The sequence below is a fragment of the Bartonella sp. DB5-6 genome (genome assembly GCF_000278115.1).
Classification (GTDB): domain Bacteria; phylum Pseudomonadota; class Alphaproteobacteria; order Rhizobiales; family Rhizobiaceae; genus Bartonella; species Bartonella refiksaydamii.
Genome location: NZ_JH725116.1, coordinates 107557 through 129239 on the forward strand (window position 1 = coordinate 107557; position 21683 = coordinate 129239).

Sequence of the window (21683 nt, forward strand, 5' to 3'; positions counted from 1 at the left end):
AGGAGAAGGCTCATGCGCCATAGTAACTCAGGTCGCAAATTGAACCGAACTGCTAGTCACCGTAAGGCGATGTTTGCAAATATGGCGGTTTCGCTGATAGAGCATGAACAAATTGTGACGACGCTTCCAAAGGCTAAGGAAATTCGTCCTATCGTTGAAAAGTTAGTTACTCTTGGTAAACGTGGGGGATTGCATGCGCGTCGACAAGCGGTTTCTGCACTTCGTGATGCAGGGAAAGTTGCAAAATTATTTGATACGCTTGCTCCGCGTTATGCATCGCGAAACGGTGGATACTTGCGTATTATGAAAGCGGGGTTTCGTACAGGTGATAATGCTCCCATGGCTGTTATAGAATTTGTTGATCGAGATATCGATGCGAAAGGTGCTGTAGATCGTGCGCGTGCAGAAGATGCTGTAAATGAAAAAGCGTCGTCTTAATATTTTTTTCGTTGTGTTTGAGAAAGCCGCCTCTTAGGGCGGTTTTTTTGTTAGCATTACAGAGTAGACTTTATTCAAGTGATAAAAGTAAAAATGAGGATATAAAATATTGAATTATTTGTTTTTTATAATATTTATTGTTCAAATAGGTTGTTTTTATTCTCAAGTATAAATATTAATGGGGATCTTTAATTTATGGGAGAAGAGAGGTGGCTGTCCTCTTAAAGAGTAGATTAGTTTATAAGGAGTGAATAATGAAGAATTCTCTTTTTGTTGGGCTTTTTTTTGTGATTATAGCGCAAATGTCATTTTCTTGCGCATTTGCCAAAATTCCGCAAACACAGTCAGAAATTACTCTTTCATTTGCTCCTTTAGTTAAAAAATCTATTCCATCTGTTGTAAATATTTATGCAGCTCGGCAAATTAGAGCGCGTTCACCTTTTGAAGGTGATCCATTTTTTGAGCAGTTTTTTGGTCGTTTTCAAAATAATCTGCCTGTACGTAAGCAATCTTCATTAGGATCTGGGGTGATTGTTGATGCACGTGGTTTGATCGTTACGAATTATCATGTCATTAAGGATGCAAACGAAATTAAAGTTGCTCTCTCTGATGGACGAGAATTTGAGAGTAAGGTTATGCTAAAAGATGAAGCAACGGATATTGCCGTGCTTGAAATTGATGCAAAAGGTGCGCAGTTTCCTGTTCTTCTTTTAGGAGATTCCGATGAGGTTGAAGTTGGTGATCTTGTTTTAGCAATTGGTAATCCTTTTGGTGTTGGTCAAACCGTTACAAGTGGTATTGTGTCAGCGCAAGCACGTACACGTGTTGGTATTTCTGATTTTGACTTTTTTATTCAGACAGATGCTGCTATTAATCCAGGGAATTCTGGTGGGGCTTTGATTGATATGAAAGGGCAATTAATCGGGATTAATACAGCTATTTATTCGCGTTCGGGTGGTTCTGTAGGGATTGGTTTTGCTATTCCGGCGAATCTTGTGAAGGTAATGCTTGATACCGTTAAGCATGGTGGAAAGTATTTTGTACCACCTTATATTGGTGCATCTTTTCAAAATGTTACGCCTGATATTGCAGGTGGTTTAGGTTTAGAGCGTCCCTATGGTGCTCTTATCATTGAAATTAGCAAAGATAGTCCTGCTGAAAAAGCTGGTTTGAAAGTAGGCGATGTTATTTTAAGTATGCAAGGGGTACGAATTGATAGCCCAGATAGTCTTGGATATCGTTTAATGACAGCAAGCATGGGGCAGAACCTTCCTTTAGAATATTTACGAAATGGCGAAACTTTCAAAACAGAAATAATCGTTTTATCAATACCGGAATCTGAATTCTTAAAATCTGAAAAAATTATTGGTGAAGGTCCTCTTTCTGGTGCTGAAGTATTGGATTTAACACCGCAAAATAGTCGACGTTTTCATCTTCCAGCATCTGCAAAAGGTGTTGTGATTACCAATCTTGACGAAATGAGCAATGCTGCTGGAATTTTTCGTCCAGGAGATATTTTGCGTGTTGTTAATGGCTACAAAATTCAAACAGTTAGTCAGTTGAAAAAGATTCTTGTGCAAGGTCGTCCGCGTATTTGGCAATTGGAATATGAACGTGATGGTATGTATATTCGCCAATTTATTCGCTGAGGTTTTTTTGAATAAAGATTTTTTTACTTCGTCGCTTGATTTCCAAGTTAATAAAAATCGGCCGCTTGCTGAGAGAATGCGTCCTCGCTCTTTTTGTGATGTAATAGGACAAGATCATTTAGTTGGGGAGGAGGGATTGCTTTCACGCATGATAGCAGCTGGTTCATTTGGTTCGATGATTTTCTGGGGACCACCAGGGACAGGAAAAACAACAGTTGCGCGCTTGTTAGCGCTTGAAACAAATTTCTCTTTTGAGCAAGTTTCTGCTATTTTTACTGGAGTTGCTGAACTTAAAAAGATTTTTGAAAGTGCTCGAACTCGTTTTATGTCTGGGCGGAGAACGGTTTTGTTTGTCGATGAAATTCATAGATTTAATCGTGCTCAGCAGGATAGTTTTCTTCCCGTTATGGAAGACGGTACGGTCATTCTTATCGGCGCAACAACAGAAAATCCCTCATTTGAACTTAATGCTGCTCTTCTTTCTCGTGCACGTGTTTTGACGTTTCTTCCCCATAACAATGAAAGTTTGAGTAAACTTTTGAAACGTGTAGAAGAAGTGGAAGGAAAACTTCTTCCCTTGGACGATGATGCCAGAAATGTTTTGATAAGGATGTCTGATGGTGATGCGCGGGCAGCGTTAACATTGGCTGAGGAAGTTTGGTGTGCTGCTCGACAAGGAGAGATATTTGATGCTGTTGCTTTGCAAAAAATCATTCAGCGTCGTGCTCCAATTTATGATAAAGGACAAGAGGGGCACTATAATCTCGTTTCAGCGTTACATAAATCAGTTCGTGGGTCTGATCCTGATGCTGCTCTTTATTATTTGGCGCGTATGTTTGATGCGGGGGAAGATCCTCTCTATATTGGGCGAAGATTGGTTCGTATGGCTGTTGAAGATATTGGTTTGGCAGATCCTCAAGCTCTTGTCATTTGTAATGCGGCAAAAGATGCTTATGATTATTTAGGATCACCTGAGGGAGAATTGGCTTTAGCACAAGCATGTCTTTATGTTGCAACTGCGCCAAAATCAAATGCGACATATCTCGCGTATAAGGCAGCTATGCATTGTGCACGCAAAAATGGTTCTTTACCTCCTCCTAGGCACATTTTGAATGCACCTACGAAGTTTATGAAGGAAGAAGGGTATGGGCATGGTTATCGTTATGACCATGATGAACCAGATGCTTTTTCTGGACAGGAATATTTTCCTGAAAAACTTGGGCGCCAGAGCTATTATCAACCACGAGAACGTGGTTTTGAGCGAGAAATTATGAAGCGTCTTGAGTGGTGGGAAAAATTGCGCAAAAAACGAGCCAATTAAAAATGAAACTTTGATTAGGACAGGATTTTTATGGATCTTAAACTTATTTTACACAGTTATGTGACTATAATTGCATTAATAGACTAGGATATGTCTTAAACGCTTATTATTTTTCATAGAGTGAAAAATTTTTCTTTTCACATAAGAATTTATATACCCTTAAAACCCAAATTCAATAAATATTTGTCTAGCTATAATTCGTGTGTTGCTTTGTATTTGTGGTTTCAGTTGTATGCGATGTATTGTGGTTTTGATTGATGAGGAATTTTGGGGTTATCAATAGTTGGAGATTAGCTTAAGAGATATGATCTCTTAAGCGTTTGAGAAGTAACATAAAGGCTGTATATAAAGTACCATGTTAAATTTAAATTGTTTCTTTTCTGGAGGAGGGATATAAATGTGCCAAGTTTCTTTTCTTAGCATGGAGGTTTTTTATCATAAAATAAGGAATATCAAATCTTTCTATTATGATAATGATCTGTTGTCGACACAATGGGAGGTTAAAAATGGAAATAGTCTGTGAAAATTGAAACTCAAGACTTTAGTTAAGTTAAAATAACAGTGTACACTGGGTGTTTAGTTGTTATGAATCTGTCAAGGATATAATCGTGGATAAAACAAAAGCTCTCGATGCTGCTCTCTCACAAATTGAACGTTCTTTTGGTAAAGGCTCAATTATGCGTCTTGGGCAAAAAGAGCAGGTTGTTGAAATTGAAACAATTCCAACGGGCTCATTATCCTTGGATATTGCTTTGGGTGTTGGTGGATTACCGAAGGGGCGTATTGTTGAGATTTATGGACCAGAAAGTTCTGGAAAAACAACATTAGCTCTTCATGCTATTGCTGAGGCACAAAAAATTGGTGGGATTTGTGCTTTTATTGATGCGGAGCATGCTCTTGATCCTATTTATGCGCGTAAGCTTGGTGTTGATTTAGAAAATTTGTTTATTTCTCAACCCGATACTGGCGAACAAGCATTGGAAATTACAGAAACGTTGGTTCGTTCTGGTGCTGTTGATGTACTCGTTGTTGATTCCGTAGCGGCTTTGACACCACGGGCGGAAATTGATGGTGAAATGGGTGATGCTTTACCTGGGCTGCAAGCTCGGTTAATGAGTAAAGCATTGCGAAAACTAACAGCAGCAATTTTTCGTTCTAACTGTATGGTTATCTTTATTAATCAAATTCGCATGAAAATTGGCGTCATGTTTGGTTCTCCTGAAACGACAACAGGCGGAAACGCTTTAAAGTTTTATGCTTCTGTTCGTTTAGATATTCGTCGTATTGGATCTATTAAAGATCGGGATATGATCGTTGGTAATCAGACACGTGTTAAAGTCGTCAAAAATAAATTGGCTCCTCCGTTTAAGCAAGTTGAATTTGATATTATTTATGGTGAAGGCATTTCCAAAGTAGGTGAGTTAATTGATTTGGGCGTCAAAGTTGGTGTTGTGGAAAAATCTGGTGCATGGTTTTCTTATAATTCTCAGCGTTTAGGGCAGGGACGAGAAAATGCAAAGCAGTTTTTACGTGATCACGCGGAAATAGCTACAGAAATCGAGACAGCTTTGCGGCAAAATGCTGGTTTAATTGCGATTGAATTGTTAGAAAATGTAGGGGCAGAAAATATAGAAAACGATGAAGAAATTTGATGGAATGCTTATCTGAATATGCGGACGTCATTTATTTTTTTATTTGTTAGTGTTTTAAAATATTGAGACCGCTTTTCTAAATTTCTTTGAACAAAAAACCACTCTTTGATTAAATTAACTCTACGTATAGAAAAGAGGATATTTAATGGAGGGGAATTTTGCTTATATGGTTTTGCGCTGTACTCTACAGGTGACGATATGAATAGTGTTAATAGTATACGGTCAACTTTCCTAGATTATTTTCATCTCAATGGGCATAAAATTCTTTCTTCTAGCCCTCTTGTTCCGCGTAATGATCCTACACTCATGTTTACAAATGCAGGAATGGTGCAGTTTAAAAATGTTTTTACTGGACTTGAACAGCGTTCTTATAAGCAGGTGGCAACGGCGCAAAAATGTGTGCGTGCCGGTGGAAAGCATAATGATCTTGATAATGTTGGCTATACGGCACGCCATCATACATTTTTTGAAATGTTAGGTAATTTTTCTTTTGGTGACTATTTTAAAGAAGAAGCCATTTTTTTATCATGGAATCTTTTAACAAAAGAATTTTGTCTTCCAAAAGAGAAGTTGTTGGTGACAGTTTATCAAAGTGATGATGTAGCTGCTGAGTTATGGCGTAAAATTTCAGGTCTTCCTGATGAAAAAATTGTTCGTATTGCGACGTCTGATAATTTTTGGGCGATGGGAGATACGGGGCCTTGTGGTCCTTGTTCAGAGATTTTTTATGACCATGGCGATGGAATTTTTGGAGGACCGCCTGGAAGTGCGGATGAAGATGGTGATCGCTTTATTGAAATTTGGAATCTTGTCTTCATGCAGTATGAGCAGGTTGCTAAGGAAGAGCGTGTTGAGTTGCCTCATCCTTCTATTGACACGGGCATGGGGTTAGAGCGTATTGCAGCTGTTTTACAGGGTGTTCATGATAATTATGATATTGATCTTTTTCGTGCATTAATTGGTGCATCCCAAGAAATAACAGGGATTGAGGCAACGGGTAATTTTGTTGCGAGCCATCGCGTGATTGCTGATCATCTTCGTTCATGTGCATTTTTGATTGCTGATGGTGTTCTTCCCTCCAATGAAGGACGGGGGTATGTTTTACGTCGTATTATGCGTCGTGCTATGCGTCATGCGCATCTCCTTGGTACTAAAGAACCTTTAATGTGGCGACTTTTGCCTGCTTTAATTCATGAAATGGGACAAGCTTATCCTGAATTAGTGCGTGCTGAATCTTTGATTGCAGAAACTTTAAAGTTAGAAGAAACGCGTTTTCGTAAAACGCTTGAACGGGGATTGGAGTTGTTGAATGAAGCAAGTACTGCTCTTAAAGAAGGAGATTATTTGAATGGTGAAGTTGCTTTCAAGCTTTATGATACCTATGGTTTTCCGCTTGATTTGACGCAAGATGCACTTCGAAGTCGCGGAATATCTGTTAACGTTGACGTTTTTAATAAGGCGATGGAACGTCAAAAAGAGAAAGCACGTGCCAATTGGTCTGGTTCTGGAGAGGCCGTTACGGAAAAGATCTGGTTTTCTATTCGTGAAAAAGTGGGGGGCACAGAATTTTTAGGTTATGAAACCGAAACAGCTAAAGGTATTCTTACAGCTATTGTGTATGACGGAACAATAGTTGATCATATTTCTTTAGGGCAGAAAGCTATTCTTGTTGTGAATCAGACACCTTTTTATGGTGAATCTGGTGGGCAGATTGGTGATAGCGGTATCATTTCTCATGAAAGTTTTGTTTTTGAGGTGCATGATACTCAGAGAAAAGGTGATGGTGTTTTTATCCATATTGGAGAAGTGAAGTCTGGTCAGGCAAAAACGTCTGATTGTTTAGAATTAACCGTTGATATTGTTCGTCGTAAGAAAATTCGTGCAAATCATTCTGCTACCCATTTATTACACGAAGCTTTACGCCAAACATTGGGATCCCATGTTGCACAGAAGGGCTCTCTTGTATTGCCAGATCGGTTACGTTTTGATTTTTCTCATCCAAAACCTGTTTCTTCAGAAGAACTGAAAAAGATAGCAGATTTAGCGAACGATATTGTTTTGCAAAATAGTGAGGTAAAAACTCGCCTTATGCTCGTTGATGATGCAATTTCTGAAGGGGCAATGGCGTTATTTGGTGAAAGATATGGTGATGAAGTTCGCGTTGTTTCCATGGGAAACCAGCTTGAGCAGGGAGAGTTAAAGAGGAATTGGTCAATTGAGCTTTGTGGTGGCACACATGTGAAGAGAACAGGGGATATCGGTTTGATCCATATAGTTTCTGAAAGTTCTGTAGCTGCTGGAGTTCGTCGTATCGAAGCTTTAACAGGTACAGCCGCACGCCTCCATCTGAACCGCCAAGATGAGCGAATTCATGAAATTGCTGACCTTTTAAAAATTTCTCCGACTGATGTGGAAGAACGTGTCCGTATTTTACTTGATGATCGTCGTAAATTTGAAAAAGAGTTAAATGATGCACGCAAGAAAATTGCTCTGGACAGTGGAGGCATGAAGAGTGGTCAAGAAGATGTTACCATCATCAATGGCATTTCTTTTATGGGACGTGTTGTTGGAAACATTTTACCGCGGGATCTCAAAGCATTAGTGGATTCTGGAAAGAAGCAAATTGGATCTGGTGTTGTCACTTTCATCAGTGTTTCAGAGGATGGTAAGGGGAGTGTTGTTGTTGGTATTACAGGTGATTTAATTCATAGATTGAATGCTGTTGATCTCGTTCGTGTTGTTTCAGGTATCCTTGGAGGTAAAGGTGGTGGTGGTCGTCCTGATATGGCGCAGGCTGGTGGACCTGATGGGAATAAGGCTGGTGAGGCACTTGCGGCATTAAAAGCTTTTCTTGAGGGATAATTTTTTGTTGGTTATTTGTGTTGCTTCGCTTCGAGATTTTTTAAAGAGAGTAAAGTTTGTAATTTAGATAGGATCTTTCTTAAAGAGAGAGTGCTCATTCTATGATGCAATGGTTTCATGCAATGGGAATACGTTTTTATCTTTTCCTATCACTGGTTGCTCGATTGTTAAACCGCTGGCTTGTAATAGTTTATAGAAGCGCCCACCTTTATTGATCAGCTCTTGAAAGCTTCCTTTTTCAATTAAATGACCATGTTCTAGAAAAAGCACAACATCAGCATTGCGTATTGTTGAAAGGCGATGTGCTATAATAAAAATGGTGCGGTTGTGACTTATGCAATCAAGAGCATCTTTAACGTGTGCTTCCGTTTCAACATCAAGGGCACTTGTTGCTTCATCTAGAATAAGGATGGGGGCATTTTTTAAAACAGCACGTGCAATTGCTAAACGTTGTCTTTCTCCACCTGACAATTGAGACCCCCGTTCGCCGACCATTGTGTCATAACGATCGGTTTTTGTTAGGATAAAATCATGGGCAGCTGCTATTTTGGCCGCTTCATAAAGTTCCTCATCCGTTGCGGTTGCCCGTCCTACCGAGATGTTGTCGTGAATAGTTCGATTAAAAAGTCCAGAGTCTTGAAATACTGTTGCTAAAGATTTGCGTAAAGATTCGCGATTAACAGAGCGTATATTTATTCCGTCAATGGAGATATGTCCAAATGTAGGATCGTACATACGCTGCAGCAAATTGATTAATGTTGTCTTGCCAGCACCTGTTGGTCCTACAATTGCAACAGTTTGTCCTGCTTTAACCTCAAAGGAGATGTCAAAAACACCTTGAGAAGAATTTGGGAATTTATAGGTAACGTGATGAAATTCTATGGCACCTTTAACATTTTGAAGGGAAGGTAGATTTTCAGGTTCATTGATATGAAAGGTTGAGTCTTCCATTGCAAAGAATTCTTGTAGTTTTGCTTGTGAGGATACGGTTAAATTAATAAAACTGCTCATTTGATCCAGACGGCTAATCATTAATTGCGCAAATCCGACGAAGGCGACTACCTCACCTACACGTAATTGGCTTTTTGCTACAAAAAAAGCTCCAAGCAGAAGAACACAAACTATTGAAATAGTTGAGGCCATTCGGTTTAAGCCACTTGCAAGAGCCCACCAATTGAGAACAGGATTTTGTGCTTTAAGAAGATTGTTTGTATGCTGATGTAATGTGGAAGTTTCTTCTTTTACTCGGTTGTAGCTTTGTACAATGGAAACGTTAGAGATTGAATCACTTACATGTTTAAAAAGATTATGATGGTAGCTTTCTACAGCGGCTTGTCCGTCTTTTGTTTTTTGCATTACTAAACGTGCAATCAGTACATAAATGATGGCGAGTACAACCAAGACTGTTGAAAGACGCCAATTCATGTTAAAAGCTATGGGGATAAGAATGAATAAAGCGACAAGAGTTGAGAGATGTTGACGCATAAAATCAAGCCATATGGTTGACATAGAATCTACGGCGCGCAAGAGTGTGTGGAGAGAGTTAGAAGTTCCTCGTTGTTGATGCCATATTAAAGGCATAGCAATGATACGCTCAAAGGATTCCGCTAAAACAGTTATGCGACGTCTATGTGCTAAGCGATCCGCACTGCGAGCTACAAGGACGTAAGCAATAATATGTGAAAGTCCAAAACATACCCAAATGGTGATGGTTAAAACAATACCTGATTTTTCTGCGATAGCGTCAATGACGCGTCCAAATAAAATAGGTTCTGCAATGGTGATAATAGCCAATATAATATTTGCTGAACAGATTAAAAGAGATGTATTTTTTTCTCTGTTTAGGTAGGTAAGAACACGTGCATAGGTTTTGAATAAGGACACAGGGCATTATCTCCAATAGTTATCATAAGTATAAAGGTTACAGTTCTGATAATCACTAAGTTTTGAGTTAATAAAATTTTATCAGTAAGAAAATGCAATTTTAGATACTGATTGTAATATGGTGTGATAAAACCAATTCTATAGGGTATGGATTTTTGTGTTTAAGGCATAAAAAGGGCCAAGAAAATTGTCTGGTAAGGAAAGGGTTATGGTAGGCGTCGAAATAAAACAGGTCGAAGTAGATGAAAATGGAATGCGCTTGGATCGCTGGTTTAAAGTGCATTATCCAAGAGTTGGATTTGGATATTTACAAAAGTTGCTTCGTTCTGGACAGATACGAGTTGATGGTGGACGTGTTAAAACGGATACGCGTCTTCTCATGGGACAGGCTGTGCGTGTTCCACCTTTCCCTGTTGATGATAAGGAAAGCTTTCCTATAACGGATAAAACACTTCGTGGACAGGATGATGAAACTGTTTTGAAAAAAATGCTCCTCTATGAAGATCCAAAGGTTTTTGTTTTTAATAAGCCTGCGGGGTTAGCTGTACAAGGTGGCTCTGGCTTGACGCGCCACGTGGATAGCATGCTTGAGGCATGGCGCAATAAGAAAGGCGAAAAACCACGTTTGGTTCACCGCCTTGATCGTGAAACATCTGGCGTCCTCATCGTTGCGCGATCTAGGAGTGCTGCGCAGGCATTGACGGCTGCTTTTAGAGAGCGGGAAACGAAAAAGACTTATTGGGCATTGGTTCGGGGAGTACCTAAAAAAAAGCAGGATAAGATTTCAACATGGATGGTTAAGGATATCACTGCGCAAGGTGATAAAATGCGTGTTTGTGAACATGGAGAGCCAGATTCTAACCATGCGGTTTCTTACTATCGCGTTTTAGATACTAGGGGGAGGGCTCTTTCGTGGCTTGAAATGGAACCCTATACAGGGAGAACACATCAGCTACGTGTGCATGCCGCCCATATGGATCATCCTATCATTGGTGATTCAAAATATTTTTTTTCTGATAGTAATTGGGCATTACTGGGAGGAATTCAAAACCGTCTTCACCTTCATGCGCGCCGTATTCGTATCCCTCATCCTTCAGGAGGGGTGTTGGATATTGTAGCACCCTTACCACCCCATATGGTACAAAGTTTTAATCTTTTGGCTTTTGATGAGCATGATGGTGAGACAGAATAGGTAGAATCGAATAAGGATTTTTGTCGTTTTTTCTTTTTGATTTGTGCAATTTTGTAGATTTGATAAAGCGTTACAGAGATCATTTGTTATGGGGAGAGCCTTAATAAGTGATCATTGTTCAAGAATTGTATTTTTAGTGATAAATCTGGCACATATCATTTACAATTTTTTCTACAGTTTCTTTATCCTATTATGCCCAAAAAATATTGTTGTTTAAGGGGATATAAGGCATGTAAATTTCATACACCAAGTGTATTTTATTGTAGGATATATTGACGAATAATGTCAATTGGTGTGCCTCCACAGCTACTAGCAACGTAGGATGATGACCAAGAGGTATTATTCCGTAACTTTCTTTGAGTGATAAGCATTTTTTCGGCTTTAGCGTTCTGCTAAAAACATCTTTTAAATCTGTTGACGACTGTAGATATTGCTAATTTAGGTGGGTATATAATTTGATCAATATAATAAGCCAACGGAAATAAATGCTTCCTCGAAAGAGGAAAGCATAGCTCCAATTTTTATATTTTTTGTTAAGGACGAATTATACTTTAAATTTGCATTCATATATTATTTAAAATACTAATTTGAAGTATTATAATCAATGAAAGCTCGATTCATTGTGGTTGATTCTATTCTACATATTTTAGTAATTTAGTCACATAATTGAAAGAATAGAGATCGTGCAACCTGAAAATAATGTTTTTATCTATACACTTGACCCTGCGGATACTAATTGTGAAGCTGCGGCTCAATAGTGGTTTGACAATCATAGTTTAAATATCTCTCCTGCTGATTCAAAATCGCATATTATCTTATACGCAACTCTTGAAGAAGCCTTTAATGAACTTGCTCAGAAAAAAGATGGTTATCTCCTGAGTGGTGCTGCTTACCCCGATTTGCATACACTTATATTCACACGTTTAGGTGATATGCAATTATTTGATAGCTTTATCAGGCCTACTCATCCTATGGTCTTAGCTAAACGCAATAACTCTGATGAAATTAAAACTGTAGCTACTCATCCTGCCCCACAATCTCTGGTGGCACATCAATATGACAAAATATTTGCCAACAGCAATGCTGACGCAGCGGTTCTTTGTAAAGCTGAAAGAGCAGATGCTTGTATCACGACGTTGGTTGCTGCAAAGCGCTACGAGCTGAATATTGTCAAAAAATTTGGGCAAGTGCCAATGGCCTTCTTGCTCCACTCACTAAAGTCAGCTCATCATGAAGCAATCTGAAACACTTCTTTCTATTGTTAACCTGGTTGACAAACTTCGTGTACGCCAAGAACTAGATGGTAGTATTAAATAACCAATTTCAGCAGATGGTGATATGATCAATGAATTGATCACTCTGTTGAACCGTCATGCAGATATTATTGACGGATTATCTCCGGAGCTTTTAGCTACCACTTCTGATGATTTTAATCAGTGGATGCTCAGCGGTTTAAATACTCCCCCAAAACTTGATAACACTTTGGCTGCATTCAAAGCGCCATTACCAGATTCTCCTCTATTTTTTTTAGCTCCAATGCGTGCTACGAATGGGCCTGATCCAGAAGGATTTCGGCTAGAATTAGTTACAGGCTACCGTCATGAAACACCCTATCTTGCAGAGGACTCAGAATATACAAAGAATTATGTATTACCGTTTCAATGTATAAAAATGGGAATAACGTCAAGGGGATTTTTAGAAGGAAATTGTCTTGTTCTATTCCCAGAATCTGTGGCTACTGCTAAGAAAATTGATAAGCAAGCATTTGCTTTGTTTTTTTTCAGCAAATTCTTTGATATTTACAATGAGCAGACAATCGTAGAAGCTGAACGTTTACTCGGTCGAGATAGTAAATTCCTATTTGGCCAATTGAGTAGTCGTAGCTTATCTAAAGATGACGTTTATGATGTTCGTTGTTTGTGGGGCTATTATCATGACTATGCACACCATACTGGACCGCGGCCATTAGATAAGAATCTGTATATAAAATTAAATTGGTTTGCAGGTCTTCTAGAAGAAATTAAAGTGGACTTAATTACAGTGCGTATTATGCTACAAAATCGTCCAAAGTTTTGGAAAGAAATATCTGAGTTTGTCCTATTAGAACGCATATTTCGTTATCCAAAAGGTTCTGACCGGCATATGACGTTTGATGCTGGTACAGGTATCTTACTTTTTGAAATATTGATGCGTAACAAAGCATTGATTGAAACAGGGCGAGCTTATCTTCAATTTGATTTGGAGCGTCTTAAAGAAGTAATACCATTGATAATCGTAGATATAGAAGCATTTGAAGCATTGGATGATGACGCTTATTTAGCAGGTGCTAAAGATTATATCCAAAATAACCTTGGGAAGCCGAAAACTCCAAAGTCACGATTTGATTTTTCAACATCATATTATGCACGGCGAGTGATTGGAGGATTAAATCATTGAGTTTTTTAAAAGGACGGTTATTATTCTTTACTTTTACTATTCTAGTGTTGTTTTCCATAAGTTGGTTATTATCTAAGAATTTGGTTAACAGTATACCGGTAATGCATGCAGTTGGACTTAGGTTATGTGCTACTGCTGCAGCTTTATGGTTGATCGTAGTATTTCGTGAGAAAGCCGTTTTAAGATCATTACCATTGCTTGCAATGATGCCTTCTTTTTTAATTCTATCAGTATTAGGATTCTCGCTGTATTTTGTATGCAGCTTTGGCGAATACAGTACAAATAAAATCAAATAATTATGCTTAATGTAAGGGATTGGGCGGTTATTGATTCTATTACGTTTTTTTGCTCCTATCCCTAACTTTTTTGGAGCTTTTTTATCGATTCAAGAGCAAGTTTTTTACGATCTGCACTCTTTGTATAAAGAGATGCCATGTTGTCGTCTGTCCATCCAAAAAGTGCTTTCAATTGTGAAACTGTTGCACCGGAATTAGCGGCGCGTGTTGCTGCTAATTTTCTCAAACCATGTGCTGATTTTTTTATACCCGCTTCATTGCATGCTTTGTAAAATAAAACCCCGAAGCTTTCTTTGGGTATTTTGTTTCCACGTCTACCACAAATGAATGTTTCATTTCCAATAGGACCAATTTTAAGGGTTTCGGCTAGTTCAGGCAAAATTGGTAGAAAAACATCTGTTTGGAATTTACTTTTCTCTGTCTTAAGATGAATGATATTATCTTTCACATCTTTCCAACCAATTCGTACGGCATCACCACGACGCAAACCCGTGTAAAGAAGAACATCAATCCAGACACGTTCATGGGTTCCTAGAGCCCATTTTTGATAATATTTCTCAACATCTTCTTCTGTCCAAACAGGAAATCCCTCTTTATTTTTAAGTGGAGGTTTTTTAACGCCTAAAGTTGGATTACTTTCCAAAAGTCCTTGATCAATCGCCCAATTAAAAAGACCATTAAGTGCCTTCAGAAAATTCCTAGCCATTGCTGGTGTTTCTTTACGCCTCTCAACACCGGCTATGATATGTTTTTTCTCGATTGCTTGATATGGAATATTTCCTATTGCATCGCACACCTTTATAAGAATGAGTTGATTTTGTTTCTTTGTAGCTTTAGCAAGGTTATGCCAATTGGAGCTGTTAAAGTATTGTTTAAGTAGCCATGCAAATGACCCTTCAACAAGTTTACCAGTTTTTGATTTAGGAAGTATAAGCCCTTGTAACTCGGCAAGTGCGCTTTTGTAGTTATCAACAAACTCTTGCGTTCCATAGGTGCCGCGTATTCTAATACGTGGTCCATGACCAATACGTACATACCATATAATTTTACCATGGCGTGTGACTTCTTTGACAAGATGAGGGGGGCGTGGTTTAGGCATGGTATTTTACATCTTAGAGAGTGCGGTTTCGTAATATTCATTCTTTGACAAATCTAAAAGTTTGTCTGGGTGGTTAACTGAATTTGGTATTGGGATATCGGATTTAAGATAGATAAGCAGTTCACCGGTAGGTTTGATTTCTACGAGTTCACATCCTTGTTTTTTAGCTTCTCTTAAAGCGCGTGCAATGGCTGATTGCGTTATAGTAGCAGGGCGTGGCGCCATGTTTTTTCTCCTTACATTTAGATGCAATTCACGTGTGGCGTGAATCACGCATTACTTAAAAGTTGTTATGAAAGGGCGGGGGTGCTGGGAGGAGAGAGCACCCCCATATGTAAAAAGTTTGTAAGTTTATTTTTTAGATGTGTTCAATTTCATATTTCCAATCAGGCAATTGAGTAAGAGCTAATGCGAGTTGTCCTCTATGGCACATGCATACATTGGCTTCAAAACAGGTGATTGCAACACGCTTTTTATTTAAAAAAATTTGATATAATTTATTTATTGCACAAGAATTATTCTTGAGAGTTGTATTTTGATAATCTTCAAAAAGGCGGTCATAATCTTTTTGTGTTTTCAAATTTCTTCGTTTTTCAGAAGCAATTCCAAGTTCAGGCATATGCATATATTCAATATCAATGTTGCTTACAGCTTGCTCTAATTGTCTTTTTGAAAATCCGCGTTTTCTACTTATTGGATTTTTACGAACATCACATAAAGTTTTGATATTGTTTTCTATGAGACTCTTAAGATAATTCTCAAGGGACCTACCTTCATAGCCAATGGTAAAAAAACAAAATTCCTCATCTTTAGCAGGCTGTATGATAATATGTTTGATGTTACACACGTTTAATTTCCTTAGTAAATGGGTGGGGGTGCTCGTAGATATGCGTGGAACAAAACACCCCCATAAGGTTAAGCAGCTTTTGTCAAGATTTGCTTCATGTCTTGATCTATTTCTGCTAAAAAGGCTTCAACAGTTTTATTAATCTGTTCAATTTGTTTCTCATCACGGTGAACACGCTTGACTTTCATGCGCAAATTAAATGATGCTCCCGCAAAACGTGAGTCATAGCTTACAAAATCACACCACTTTCGTCCTGTACAAGCCATTTGGAATTGCATTTGTGCGTGATATTCAGGCTTGATTTCGTCACTTATACAAAAGCGCATATGGTTTACTGATCTCGGGCATTTGACTTCGATTAATCCATCTTCTCCAATAAGACCATCAGGGCTAGCCCCCGCCATTTCTATTGTGGGGTGTTGGATAAACCCGCATTTTGTTATATCGGCATCATAAATGAATGCATATTCTTTCAAGGCATCATCCTCATGTTCAACGCCCCAACGCATATCTTCAGTTTCATAATAGGGGCTTATTTCCCTTGTTAAACGTTCTGTTATGAGTTTGATTTTGTAGTCCTCATATTTGCTTGTAGGCAATCCTTTTGTAGTTTTACTGAGTATGTTGTAAATGTTTGATGCGGTGACTTTACCCAAGCGCGCTTGAAACCATTCTGCTGTTCTTTGTTCCATCTCACACCGCCGTTTGTTGTTGTGTTGGTGCCATTTGCTTGTTTTGTTTATCTTTCAAAAGATGCAAAACGGTTTGTGCGCTCTGATCAGAGATATCATCAAGCTTTTCAACGTTTGCATAAGAAAGTATCTTTGCTTCTTCTGTTTGCGTTTGTACTATAAGTCTTCTGATTTCATTGATCTGGCGCGGCAAAGCAGGTTTAGTCGGCATATTTCCATCTGTATCGTCTTCTTTGCTTGCTACATTAAGAAGCATGCCTAACAGGTATCTTCGTGCGTAGGTAAGTGTAGAACCAACGGATTGTATGCTATTTTTAGAGCCTGTACCGTCAATGGGAAATGTTCCTTGTGTTGAGATTTCCTTGCCTGAAGGATGAGACAGTGTCATTTCTATGGTAATGTTTTTTTCTGTTTGATGCTTAATATGAGAAAACAAAGCAAAGTTGTGTTTTGCAAGTGTGTCCTTTACAGCATCAATATACTGATCAAGCGTAGCGTATTTGCTGTTTGTATGGTTATTCTTAGCAGTTTTTTCAATCTTTTGATATTCCGTTTGCATAGCGGAAAGATCAGAGACAAAGCTTTGATAGTTTTGCCGTTCTATTTCTTTTTCTCTTAAAGCAAGAAGACGCTCTAAGCGGTCCATGTCGACGTCATTTTCTAAGGCTCTGTTTAAAATGCGTTCCATAGCAGTTTGTTCGACGGCTAAGTGGTGTGTTTCTTCAACTTCTGTTAGGTTAGTGTTTTGTTCACTCATCTTGATTTCCTCCATTTGCGCACAATTCACCCGTGGCGTGAATCACGCTTGTGTTTAAAAGTTGTTTATGCGGTTAGAAACGGCTTATGTAGCTTGGATAGATTGTTGAATATTCACTTTTGGAGATGATTGAAGTTTCTCCACGAATTTCAAAATTACCAGAAATATCTATATTATCGAAAACATATACTTTATCTTGAATTCTAATATCTCCAGAAATGTGTGCATTTTCACATATAACGGCTTTTCCAAAAACACGAGCATTATCATAAACAAGACCATAAACATGTGCATTGTCATAAATTTGTGCATTGCCGAAGATTTGCGCATTGTATTCAACACCAGCATTACCACAAACCTTGGCACTATCATAAACCTTGGCATTATCTCTAATTATTGATTTTTCGAATATCTGTGCATTACCAAAAACCTTAGCGTTATCACAAACCGCGGCATCATGCCAAACCCAACAGTCACCCTCATGACTTAAGTTGTCTTCTTTTGCTATAAAACCGCCTAGGTCACCTTTTTTAATATTTCTAAAGTCTCGTAATGCACGAATGCGGTGAAGAGTTTTGCCATAAACCTCCGTTGTTTCATCAGTAAGTTCGTATTTTTTCATCTGGTCTTTTCTCCAGTTGAGATGACCTTATCTCCGCCAATCCATTCGTCCGAACATACATCTGCATTACCGTAAATTTTTACATTACCGTAAATGTGCGCATCATCGGAAACTTGTGCATTACCGTAAACTTGTGCCTTATCGTAAACGCGTGCACTACCGTAAACTTGTGCTTCTGCGTAAATTTGTGCATTATCAAAAATTTCAGGTTCACCGCAAATATATGCATCACCGTAAACTTCTGCATGACCGTAAATACGTGGTTCATTGAAAACTTCTGCATGTCCATAAATATGAGAATTACCGTAAACCTCGGCATAACCGTAAACTTGTGCATTTTCGTAAACCTTAGCATCATCATAAACACAAGCATAACCGCCAATCCAGCAATTACCATGATGCGATAGGTTGTCTTCTTTTTCGATATAGCCTCCTAAATCACCTTTTTTTACTTTTCCAAAATCTCTTAATGCACGAATGCGGTGGAGAGTTTTGCCATAAACCTCTGTTGTTTCATCAGTAAGTTCGTATTTTTTCATTTGGTTTTTTCTCCAGTTGAGATGGCGGTATAGCCGCCAACGTGTGCACCAAGACGAACTACCGCATCCCCGTAAACTTTTGCATCACCATACACTTCTGCATTGTCATAAATTCCAGCATCACCGTAAATCCTTGCATTATCGTGCACAAGTACATAACCACCAACCAAAGCATTGTCATAAATCTCTGCATCATCATAAATCGAGGCATTGCCATAAATCCGTGCATTACCATAAACCTTAGCATTATGATAAATCCAACAGGAGTCTTCATGAGATAAATTGCCTTCACGCTCTATATAACCGCCTAGGTCACCTTTCTCGACATCAGAAAAGTCTCTCAGTGCACGAATGCGGTGAAGAGTTTTGCCATCAACTTCGGTTGTTTCATCAGTAAGTTCGTATTTCTTTTCCATGATTTTACTCCTTTAAGTTAGACTCTGCCTTTGTCGTTCTTGCAAAAGAACGGCATTGCATTGTGTGGTCAATTTTTTGAAAAGAACGGCGCGCTTTTAGAAACGCCCTGTATAGTGAGGGTAGTTTGGAATAACGTCCCAAAGGGTTAAACGGTGCTGTTGTTCATAGGTACCAAACATTTCATCTTCATATCGCTGCTGTTCGATTTCTTCTAAAAAAAAACTGTATGCTGCGCTGTGTTCAATAAATTCGTGAGGTATTTTTCCATTTAAACACTGTTCTTCATGTTCTCTAAGGTAGAACTCCGCAATATCTTCAGAGATATCTTCACAACGATGAGTCGTTGGTTCGACGCGCAAGATTTGGACAGCATTCTCGGTTTGGTCGATAAATTTGATAATGTCCTTTTCTTCGTAGAAAGGACCAGATTTTGCAATGTTGTCTATCTCATCATTGCACATCACTAAGAGAATTTCATCAGATTTTATAAACACTGGTTTATTCACAACTGCCTCCATTACCAAAATTTATAAATATCATTTTGTTACAAACGTCTCTTGACAGGCGTTTTTTTTTGAGGTTATGGCATGGTGATAATTGTATTTTATGCACAAGTCAATTAAAATTTTGCATAAAATGCAAAAAATTTTCTTAAAAAATGTAATTAATTTATACTCTATCCACAATTTAGGAGGTGTTATGAGTAATATAGATAAAAAAATAGCTTCTATTTTTTCGTTATTTAATGAAAAAGAACAATCAGTTGTTGCTTATTTTGTTTTTAATTTTTTTAGTAATTCAAGAAAATCAAGTACGGCTTCTTTATCGGCTGGTTCAAGAGAGGCACACATTTTCATGAAATCTAAATCCACTTCTTTATAAAAACTAGGTGGAGGCTCATTAAAAAATTCAGAGATTTTTACTAATTCATCTATGGTTATATCGCGGGTTTTCCCATTTTGATAGGTATTAAGCATGCGATTCACTGCTGACGGGTGTAACTCTAGATGTGAAGCTAATAATGTTTGTGCACCGTGTCCACGTTCTTTAAGCCGCTCTTTAATCCATAGCTTAATTTGGGACTGAATATCTTGTTTCATGATTCATATAATCCTTAAAAATATACTTTTATGCAAAAAATGCTAAAAAGGCACAATTGTGTTGACTTGTGCATAAAATGCAATTATCTATTGCGCTGTTATGGAGATAGATATGCCTTCGAGATTAATCATAAAATATTTAGGTGGTTACAAAACGGTAGCAACCATAGTTAAAAGGGATGTATCATCTGTTTGCAGATGGCGTAATTCGATACCAGCAAAACACCAGCAAAAAATTTTAAATTATGCACGTGACCATGGCATAGATTTGCGTCCTGATGATTTCTTTTATCCTGAACGCTTGCAGAGATTAATGCAAGAGCAACACCCCCCAATTACGAAGATTTTCAAGAGCTGCGGCGTTGATAGCGCGGGTGAGACTTTGCGCTCTTAAGGAGATGATGATGGCTGTAGAAAAGAAATATGAGTTCACACGCCAAGGAGTAACGCTTTATCCTGATAAGAATAATTCACATGGTATTGTAATGCTTCGTCGCATACGGGCACTGAGAGACTTTGGAAACGTTAAAAAAGGTGATTTTGGTGGTTTTATAGAACATGAAGGTAACCTATCACATGAAGGGGATTGTTGGGTAGATGATTCGGATAATTCCTTTAGCCGTGGATATGTTTTTGGCAATGCTAGGATTTTTGGAGATGCACGTGTTGGTGGCAGGGCTCGTGTTTTTGGAAATGCGGAAGTATACGGTTGTGCAGAAGTTTCTAATTTTGCGTATGTTTATGATCATGCAAAGATTTACGGTAATAGCAAGGTTTATCATTCTCGCGTTTACGGTGAAGCACAAATTTATGAGAATGCTTTTGTTAGAGGTCAAGCAGAAGTTTATGGGAATTCTCGCATTTTTGGGAATGCTGAAATTTATACAAAAGCACGTGTGTACGGTCAAGCTAAGGTTTTTGGTAATGCCGAAGTTTTCAATCAATCTAAAGTTTATGACAATGCGTTAGTTCACGGGCATGCCAAGATTAGAGAGAATGCCAAGATTTACGGCAATGCCGATGTTTGTGACTATGAAGATTTTCGCGATAACGACGAAGTTTACATGCGTAAACACGTTTCATATAGCACAAACGAAGCACATAAGGATGATGCTGGTAAGGCGCGTGTTGAACTAATCCCACCGTTGGCACTGATTGAAATCGGTAAAGTTTTAGAGTTTGGGGCAAAGAAGTACGGAGCAAACAATTGGCGTAATGGCATGCACTGGAGCAGGTTTCACGGTGCTGCTTTACGTCATTTATTAGCATGGTTTGGTGGAGAGCATAAGGATGCTGAGAGTGATTTGTCACACTTGGCACATGCGGCTTGTTGCATTCTTTTTTTAATGGAATGCGAAGCACAACAGATTGGTCATGATGACCGCCTTCATAAAAATTAAAGGAGATAAAGATGAGTTTAAATGAAATTTTATGGATAGTGACGTTTTCAGTTTTGCTTTTAGGAGGGGTCATATTTCGTTTTGCCTTGCATTATCGTGACCAAGTTAAAGCACTTAAAGAGCAGGTTAATAATCTTAAGAAAGAAATGAGAGAGAATGAGTTGAGGTATTTAAAGGAAAGCAAGCAGACAATTGATGAATGTGATGCGGATCTTAAAGAACGTGACAAGATAATTGAAGAACTAAAACAAGAGCTTGAAGAACGCGACGAGGAAATGAAACAACTGAAACAAAAGACTGAAGAGCATGAAAAGGCGTTCAGAAATGTAAGTGAAGTTGTAATGACACTTGAAGCAGATGTGCAATCACGTGATGCGGAAATTCAAAGACTAACACAAGAGCTTAAACAGCGTGATGAAGCAGTAAAAGCGCCGTCTCATAAAAATAAGAAGAGTAAGAAGAAGGGTAAGTGAGGTGTGG

Annotated in this window: 23 protein-coding genes; 11 read left to right on the forward strand and 12 right to left on the reverse strand. The window is 38.4% G+C overall.

From position 1 onward, the window contains the following. Positions 1 to 12: 12 nt before the first annotated feature. The 5 genes from rplQ (at position 13) to alaS (ending at position 7922) form a co-directional block, all read left to right on the forward strand. Positions 13 to 438, forward strand: coding sequence for a 50S ribosomal protein L17 (gene rplQ, locus MCO_RS03195; RefSeq protein ID WP_007552569.1), 426 nt, complete (start codon positions 13 to 15; stop codon positions 436 to 438). Positions 439 to 692: 254 nt separating this feature from the next. Further along, positions 693 to 2087, forward strand: coding sequence for a DegQ family serine endoprotease (locus MCO_RS03200; protein WP_007552570.1), 1395 nt, complete (start codon positions 693 to 695; stop codon positions 2085 to 2087). Between the two features lie 7 nt (positions 2088 to 2094). Beyond that, the gene (locus MCO_RS03205; protein ID WP_040298768.1) at positions 2095 to 3408 is read left to right on the forward strand and encodes a replication-associated recombination protein A; all 1314 of its coding nucleotides are present in this window, start codon (positions 2095 to 2097) and stop codon (positions 3406 to 3408) included. A 608-nt stretch (positions 3409 to 4016) separates the two neighbouring features. After that, positions 4017 to 5060, forward strand: a complete 1044-nt coding sequence (gene recA / locus MCO_RS03210) for a recombinase RecA (RefSeq protein ID WP_007552574.1) — start codon at positions 4017 to 4019, stop codon at positions 5058 to 5060. Positions 5061 to 5258: 198 nt separating this feature from the next. Further along, positions 5259 to 7922 (forward strand): alanine--tRNA ligase, encoded by a 2664-nt coding sequence (alaS, locus tag MCO_RS03215; RefSeq protein ID WP_007552576.1) that lies wholly within the window; start codon positions 5259 to 5261, stop codon positions 7920 to 7922. Between the two features lie 99 nt (positions 7923 to 8021). Here alaS and MCO_RS03220 read toward each other — a convergent pair whose 3' ends face one another. After that, positions 8022 to 9806 (reverse strand): glucan ABC transporter ATP-binding protein/ permease, encoded by a 1785-nt coding sequence (locus MCO_RS03220; protein ID WP_007552577.1) that lies wholly within the window; start codon positions 9804 to 9806, stop codon positions 8022 to 8024. A gap of 208 nt (positions 9807 to 10014) precedes the next feature. Here MCO_RS03220 and MCO_RS03225 point away from each other — a divergent pair, with 208 nt between their 5' ends. Continuing rightward, positions 10015 to 10998, forward strand: a complete 984-nt coding sequence (locus tag MCO_RS03225) for an RluA family pseudouridine synthase (RefSeq protein WP_007552578.1) — start codon at positions 10015 to 10017, stop codon at positions 10996 to 10998. 257 nt (positions 10999 to 11255) lie between these two features. Here MCO_RS03225 and MCO_RS11540 read toward each other — a convergent pair whose 3' ends face one another. After that, positions 11256 to 11369 (reverse strand): transposase, encoded by a 114-nt coding sequence (locus MCO_RS11540; RefSeq protein WP_155799336.1) that lies wholly within the window; start codon positions 11367 to 11369, stop codon positions 11256 to 11258. Between the two features lie 528 nt (positions 11370 to 11897). Between MCO_RS11540 and MCO_RS10785 the strand changes: the two genes are divergently transcribed. Further along, positions 11898 to 12242 carry a hypothetical protein gene (locus MCO_RS10785; protein WP_245256834.1) on the forward strand — a complete coding sequence of 115 codons (345 nt, stop codon included), beginning with the start codon at positions 11898 to 11900 and terminating at the stop codon, positions 12240 to 12242. Between the two features lie 94 nt (positions 12243 to 12336). Then, positions 12337 to 13434 carry a DUF6421 family protein gene (locus MCO_RS03235; protein ID WP_007552580.1) on the forward strand — a complete coding sequence of 366 codons (1098 nt, stop codon included), beginning with the start codon at positions 12337 to 12339 and terminating at the stop codon, positions 13432 to 13434. 357 nt (positions 13435 to 13791) lie between these two features. Here the strand turns inward: MCO_RS03235 and MCO_RS03240 are convergent, their stop codons facing one another. The 10 genes from MCO_RS03240 to MCO_RS03285 all read right to left on the reverse strand — a co-directional run bounded on the left by MCO_RS03240 (position 13792) and on the right by MCO_RS03285 (position 19803). Next, positions 13792 to 14829, reverse strand: a complete 1038-nt coding sequence (locus MCO_RS03240) for a tyrosine-type recombinase/integrase (RefSeq protein ID WP_007552581.1) — start codon at positions 14827 to 14829, stop codon at positions 13792 to 13794. A gap of 6 nt (positions 14830 to 14835) precedes the next feature. Beyond that, positions 14836 to 15054: a hypothetical protein gene (locus MCO_RS03245; RefSeq protein WP_007552582.1), complete on the reverse strand. Its 219-nt coding sequence runs from the start codon at positions 15052 to 15054 to the stop codon at positions 14836 to 14838. 133 nt (positions 15055 to 15187) lie between these two features. Next, positions 15188 to 15676: a DUF488 family protein gene (locus MCO_RS03250; RefSeq protein ID WP_007552583.1), complete on the reverse strand. Its 489-nt coding sequence runs from the start codon at positions 15674 to 15676 to the stop codon at positions 15188 to 15190. Between the two features lie 68 nt (positions 15677 to 15744). Continuing rightward, the gene (locus MCO_RS03255; protein ID WP_007552584.1) at positions 15745 to 16368 is read right to left on the reverse strand and encodes a lambda exonuclease family protein; all 624 of its coding nucleotides are present in this window, start codon (positions 16366 to 16368) and stop codon (positions 15745 to 15747) included. Between the two features lies 1 nt (position 16369). After that, complete coding sequence (locus tag MCO_RS03260) at positions 16370 to 17125, reverse strand: ERF family protein (RefSeq protein ID WP_007552586.1); 756 nt, start codon at positions 17123 to 17125, stop codon at positions 16370 to 16372. Between the two features lie 73 nt (positions 17126 to 17198). Beyond that, positions 17199 to 17747, reverse strand: a complete 549-nt coding sequence (locus tag MCO_RS03265) for a hypothetical protein (protein WP_007552588.1) — start codon at positions 17745 to 17747, stop codon at positions 17199 to 17201. After that, a complete protein-coding gene (locus tag MCO_RS03270; RefSeq protein ID WP_007552470.1) occupies positions 17744 to 18286 on the reverse strand; it encodes a hypothetical protein in 543 nt (180 codons plus the stop codon). The genes MCO_RS03265 and MCO_RS03270 overlap by 4 nt, the downstream gene beginning before the upstream one ends. Continuing rightward, positions 18283 to 18702 (reverse strand): hypothetical protein, encoded by a 420-nt coding sequence (locus tag MCO_RS03275; protein ID WP_007552589.1) that lies wholly within the window; start codon positions 18700 to 18702, stop codon positions 18283 to 18285. Before MCO_RS03275 ends, MCO_RS03270 begins: the two co-directional genes overlap by 4 nt. Positions 18703 to 18798: 96 nt before the next feature. After that, complete coding sequence (locus MCO_RS03280) at positions 18799 to 19209, reverse strand: hypothetical protein (RefSeq protein ID WP_007552590.1); 411 nt, start codon at positions 19207 to 19209, stop codon at positions 18799 to 18801. 264 nt (positions 19210 to 19473) lie between these two features. After that, the gene (locus tag MCO_RS03285) at positions 19474 to 19803 is read right to left on the reverse strand and encodes a helix-turn-helix transcriptional regulator (RefSeq protein ID WP_007552591.1); all 330 of its coding nucleotides are present in this window, start codon (positions 19801 to 19803) and stop codon (positions 19474 to 19476) included. A 112-nt stretch (positions 19804 to 19915) separates the two neighbouring features. Between MCO_RS03285 and MCO_RS03290 the strand changes: the two genes are divergently transcribed. The 3 genes from MCO_RS03290 (at position 19916) to MCO_RS03300 (ending at position 21676) form a co-directional block, all read left to right on the forward strand. Next, a complete protein-coding gene (locus tag MCO_RS03290) occupies positions 19916 to 20197 on the forward strand; it encodes a hypothetical protein (protein WP_007552592.1) in 282 nt (93 codons plus the stop codon). Between the two features lie 670 nt (positions 20198 to 20867). Then, positions 20868 to 21203, forward strand: coding sequence for a dATP/dGTP diphosphohydrolase domain-containing protein (locus MCO_RS10790; RefSeq protein WP_196794021.1), 336 nt, complete (start codon positions 20868 to 20870; stop codon positions 21201 to 21203). Positions 21204 to 21214: 11 nt separating this feature from the next. Then, positions 21215 to 21676 carry a hypothetical protein gene (locus MCO_RS03300; protein ID WP_007552594.1) on the forward strand — a complete coding sequence of 154 codons (462 nt, stop codon included), beginning with the start codon at positions 21215 to 21217 and terminating at the stop codon, positions 21674 to 21676. Positions 21677 to 21683: the final 7 nt, after the last annotated feature.

Coding starts and splice junctions, on each gene's coding strand:
- MCO_RS03290 (WP_007552592.1), top strand. CDS start 19,916: ATGCCTTCGAGATTAATCATAAAATATTTAGGTGGTTACAAAACGGTA.
- MCO_RS03235 (WP_007552580.1), top strand. CDS start 12,337: ATGATCAATGAATTGATCACTCTGTTGAACCGTCATGCAGATATTATT.
- alaS (WP_007552576.1), top strand. CDS start 5,259: ATGAATAGTGTTAATAGTATACGGTCAACTTTCCTAGATTATTTTCAT.
- MCO_RS03275 (WP_007552589.1), bottom strand. CDS start 18,702: ATGGAAAAGAAATACGAACTTACTGATGAAACAACCGAAGTTGATGGC.
- MCO_RS03260 (WP_007552586.1), bottom strand. CDS start 17,125: ATGAGTGAACAAAACACTAACCTAACAGAAGTTGAAGAAACACACCAC.
- MCO_RS03255 (WP_007552584.1), bottom strand. CDS start 16,368: ATGGAACAAAGAACAGCAGAATGGTTTCAAGCGCGCTTGGGTAAAGTC.
- MCO_RS03270 (WP_007552470.1), bottom strand. CDS start 18,286: ATGAAAAAATACGAACTTACTGATGAAACAACAGAGGTTTATGGCAAA.
- MCO_RS03245 (WP_007552582.1), bottom strand. CDS start 15,054: ATGGCGCCACGCCCTGCTACTATAACGCAATCAGCCATTGCACGCGCT.
- MCO_RS03285 (WP_007552591.1), bottom strand. CDS start 19,803: ATGAAACAAGATATTCAGTCCCAAATTAAGCTATGGATTAAAGAGCGG.
- MCO_RS11540 (WP_155799336.1), bottom strand. CDS start 11,369: ATGCTTATCACTCAAAGAAAGTTACGGAATAATACCTCTTGGTCATCA.
- MCO_RS03300 (WP_007552594.1), top strand. CDS start 21,215: ATGAGTTTAAATGAAATTTTATGGATAGTGACGTTTTCAGTTTTGCTT.
- MCO_RS03225 (WP_007552578.1), top strand. CDS start 10,015: ATGGTAGGCGTCGAAATAAAACAGGTCGAAGTAGATGAAAATGGAATG.
- MCO_RS03265 (WP_007552588.1), bottom strand. CDS start 17,747: ATGAAAAAATACGAACTTACTGATGAAACAACGGAGGTTTATGGCAAA.
- MCO_RS03200 (WP_007552570.1), top strand. CDS start 693: ATGAAGAATTCTCTTTTTGTTGGGCTTTTTTTTGTGATTATAGCGCAA.
- MCO_RS10790 (WP_196794021.1), top strand. CDS start 20,868: ATGCGTAAACACGTTTCATATAGCACAAACGAAGCACATAAGGATGAT.
- rplQ (WP_007552569.1), top strand. CDS start 13: ATGCGCCATAGTAACTCAGGTCGCAAATTGAACCGAACTGCTAGTCAC.
- MCO_RS03240 (WP_007552581.1), bottom strand. CDS start 14,829: ATGCCTAAACCACGCCCCCCTCATCTTGTCAAAGAAGTCACACGCCAT.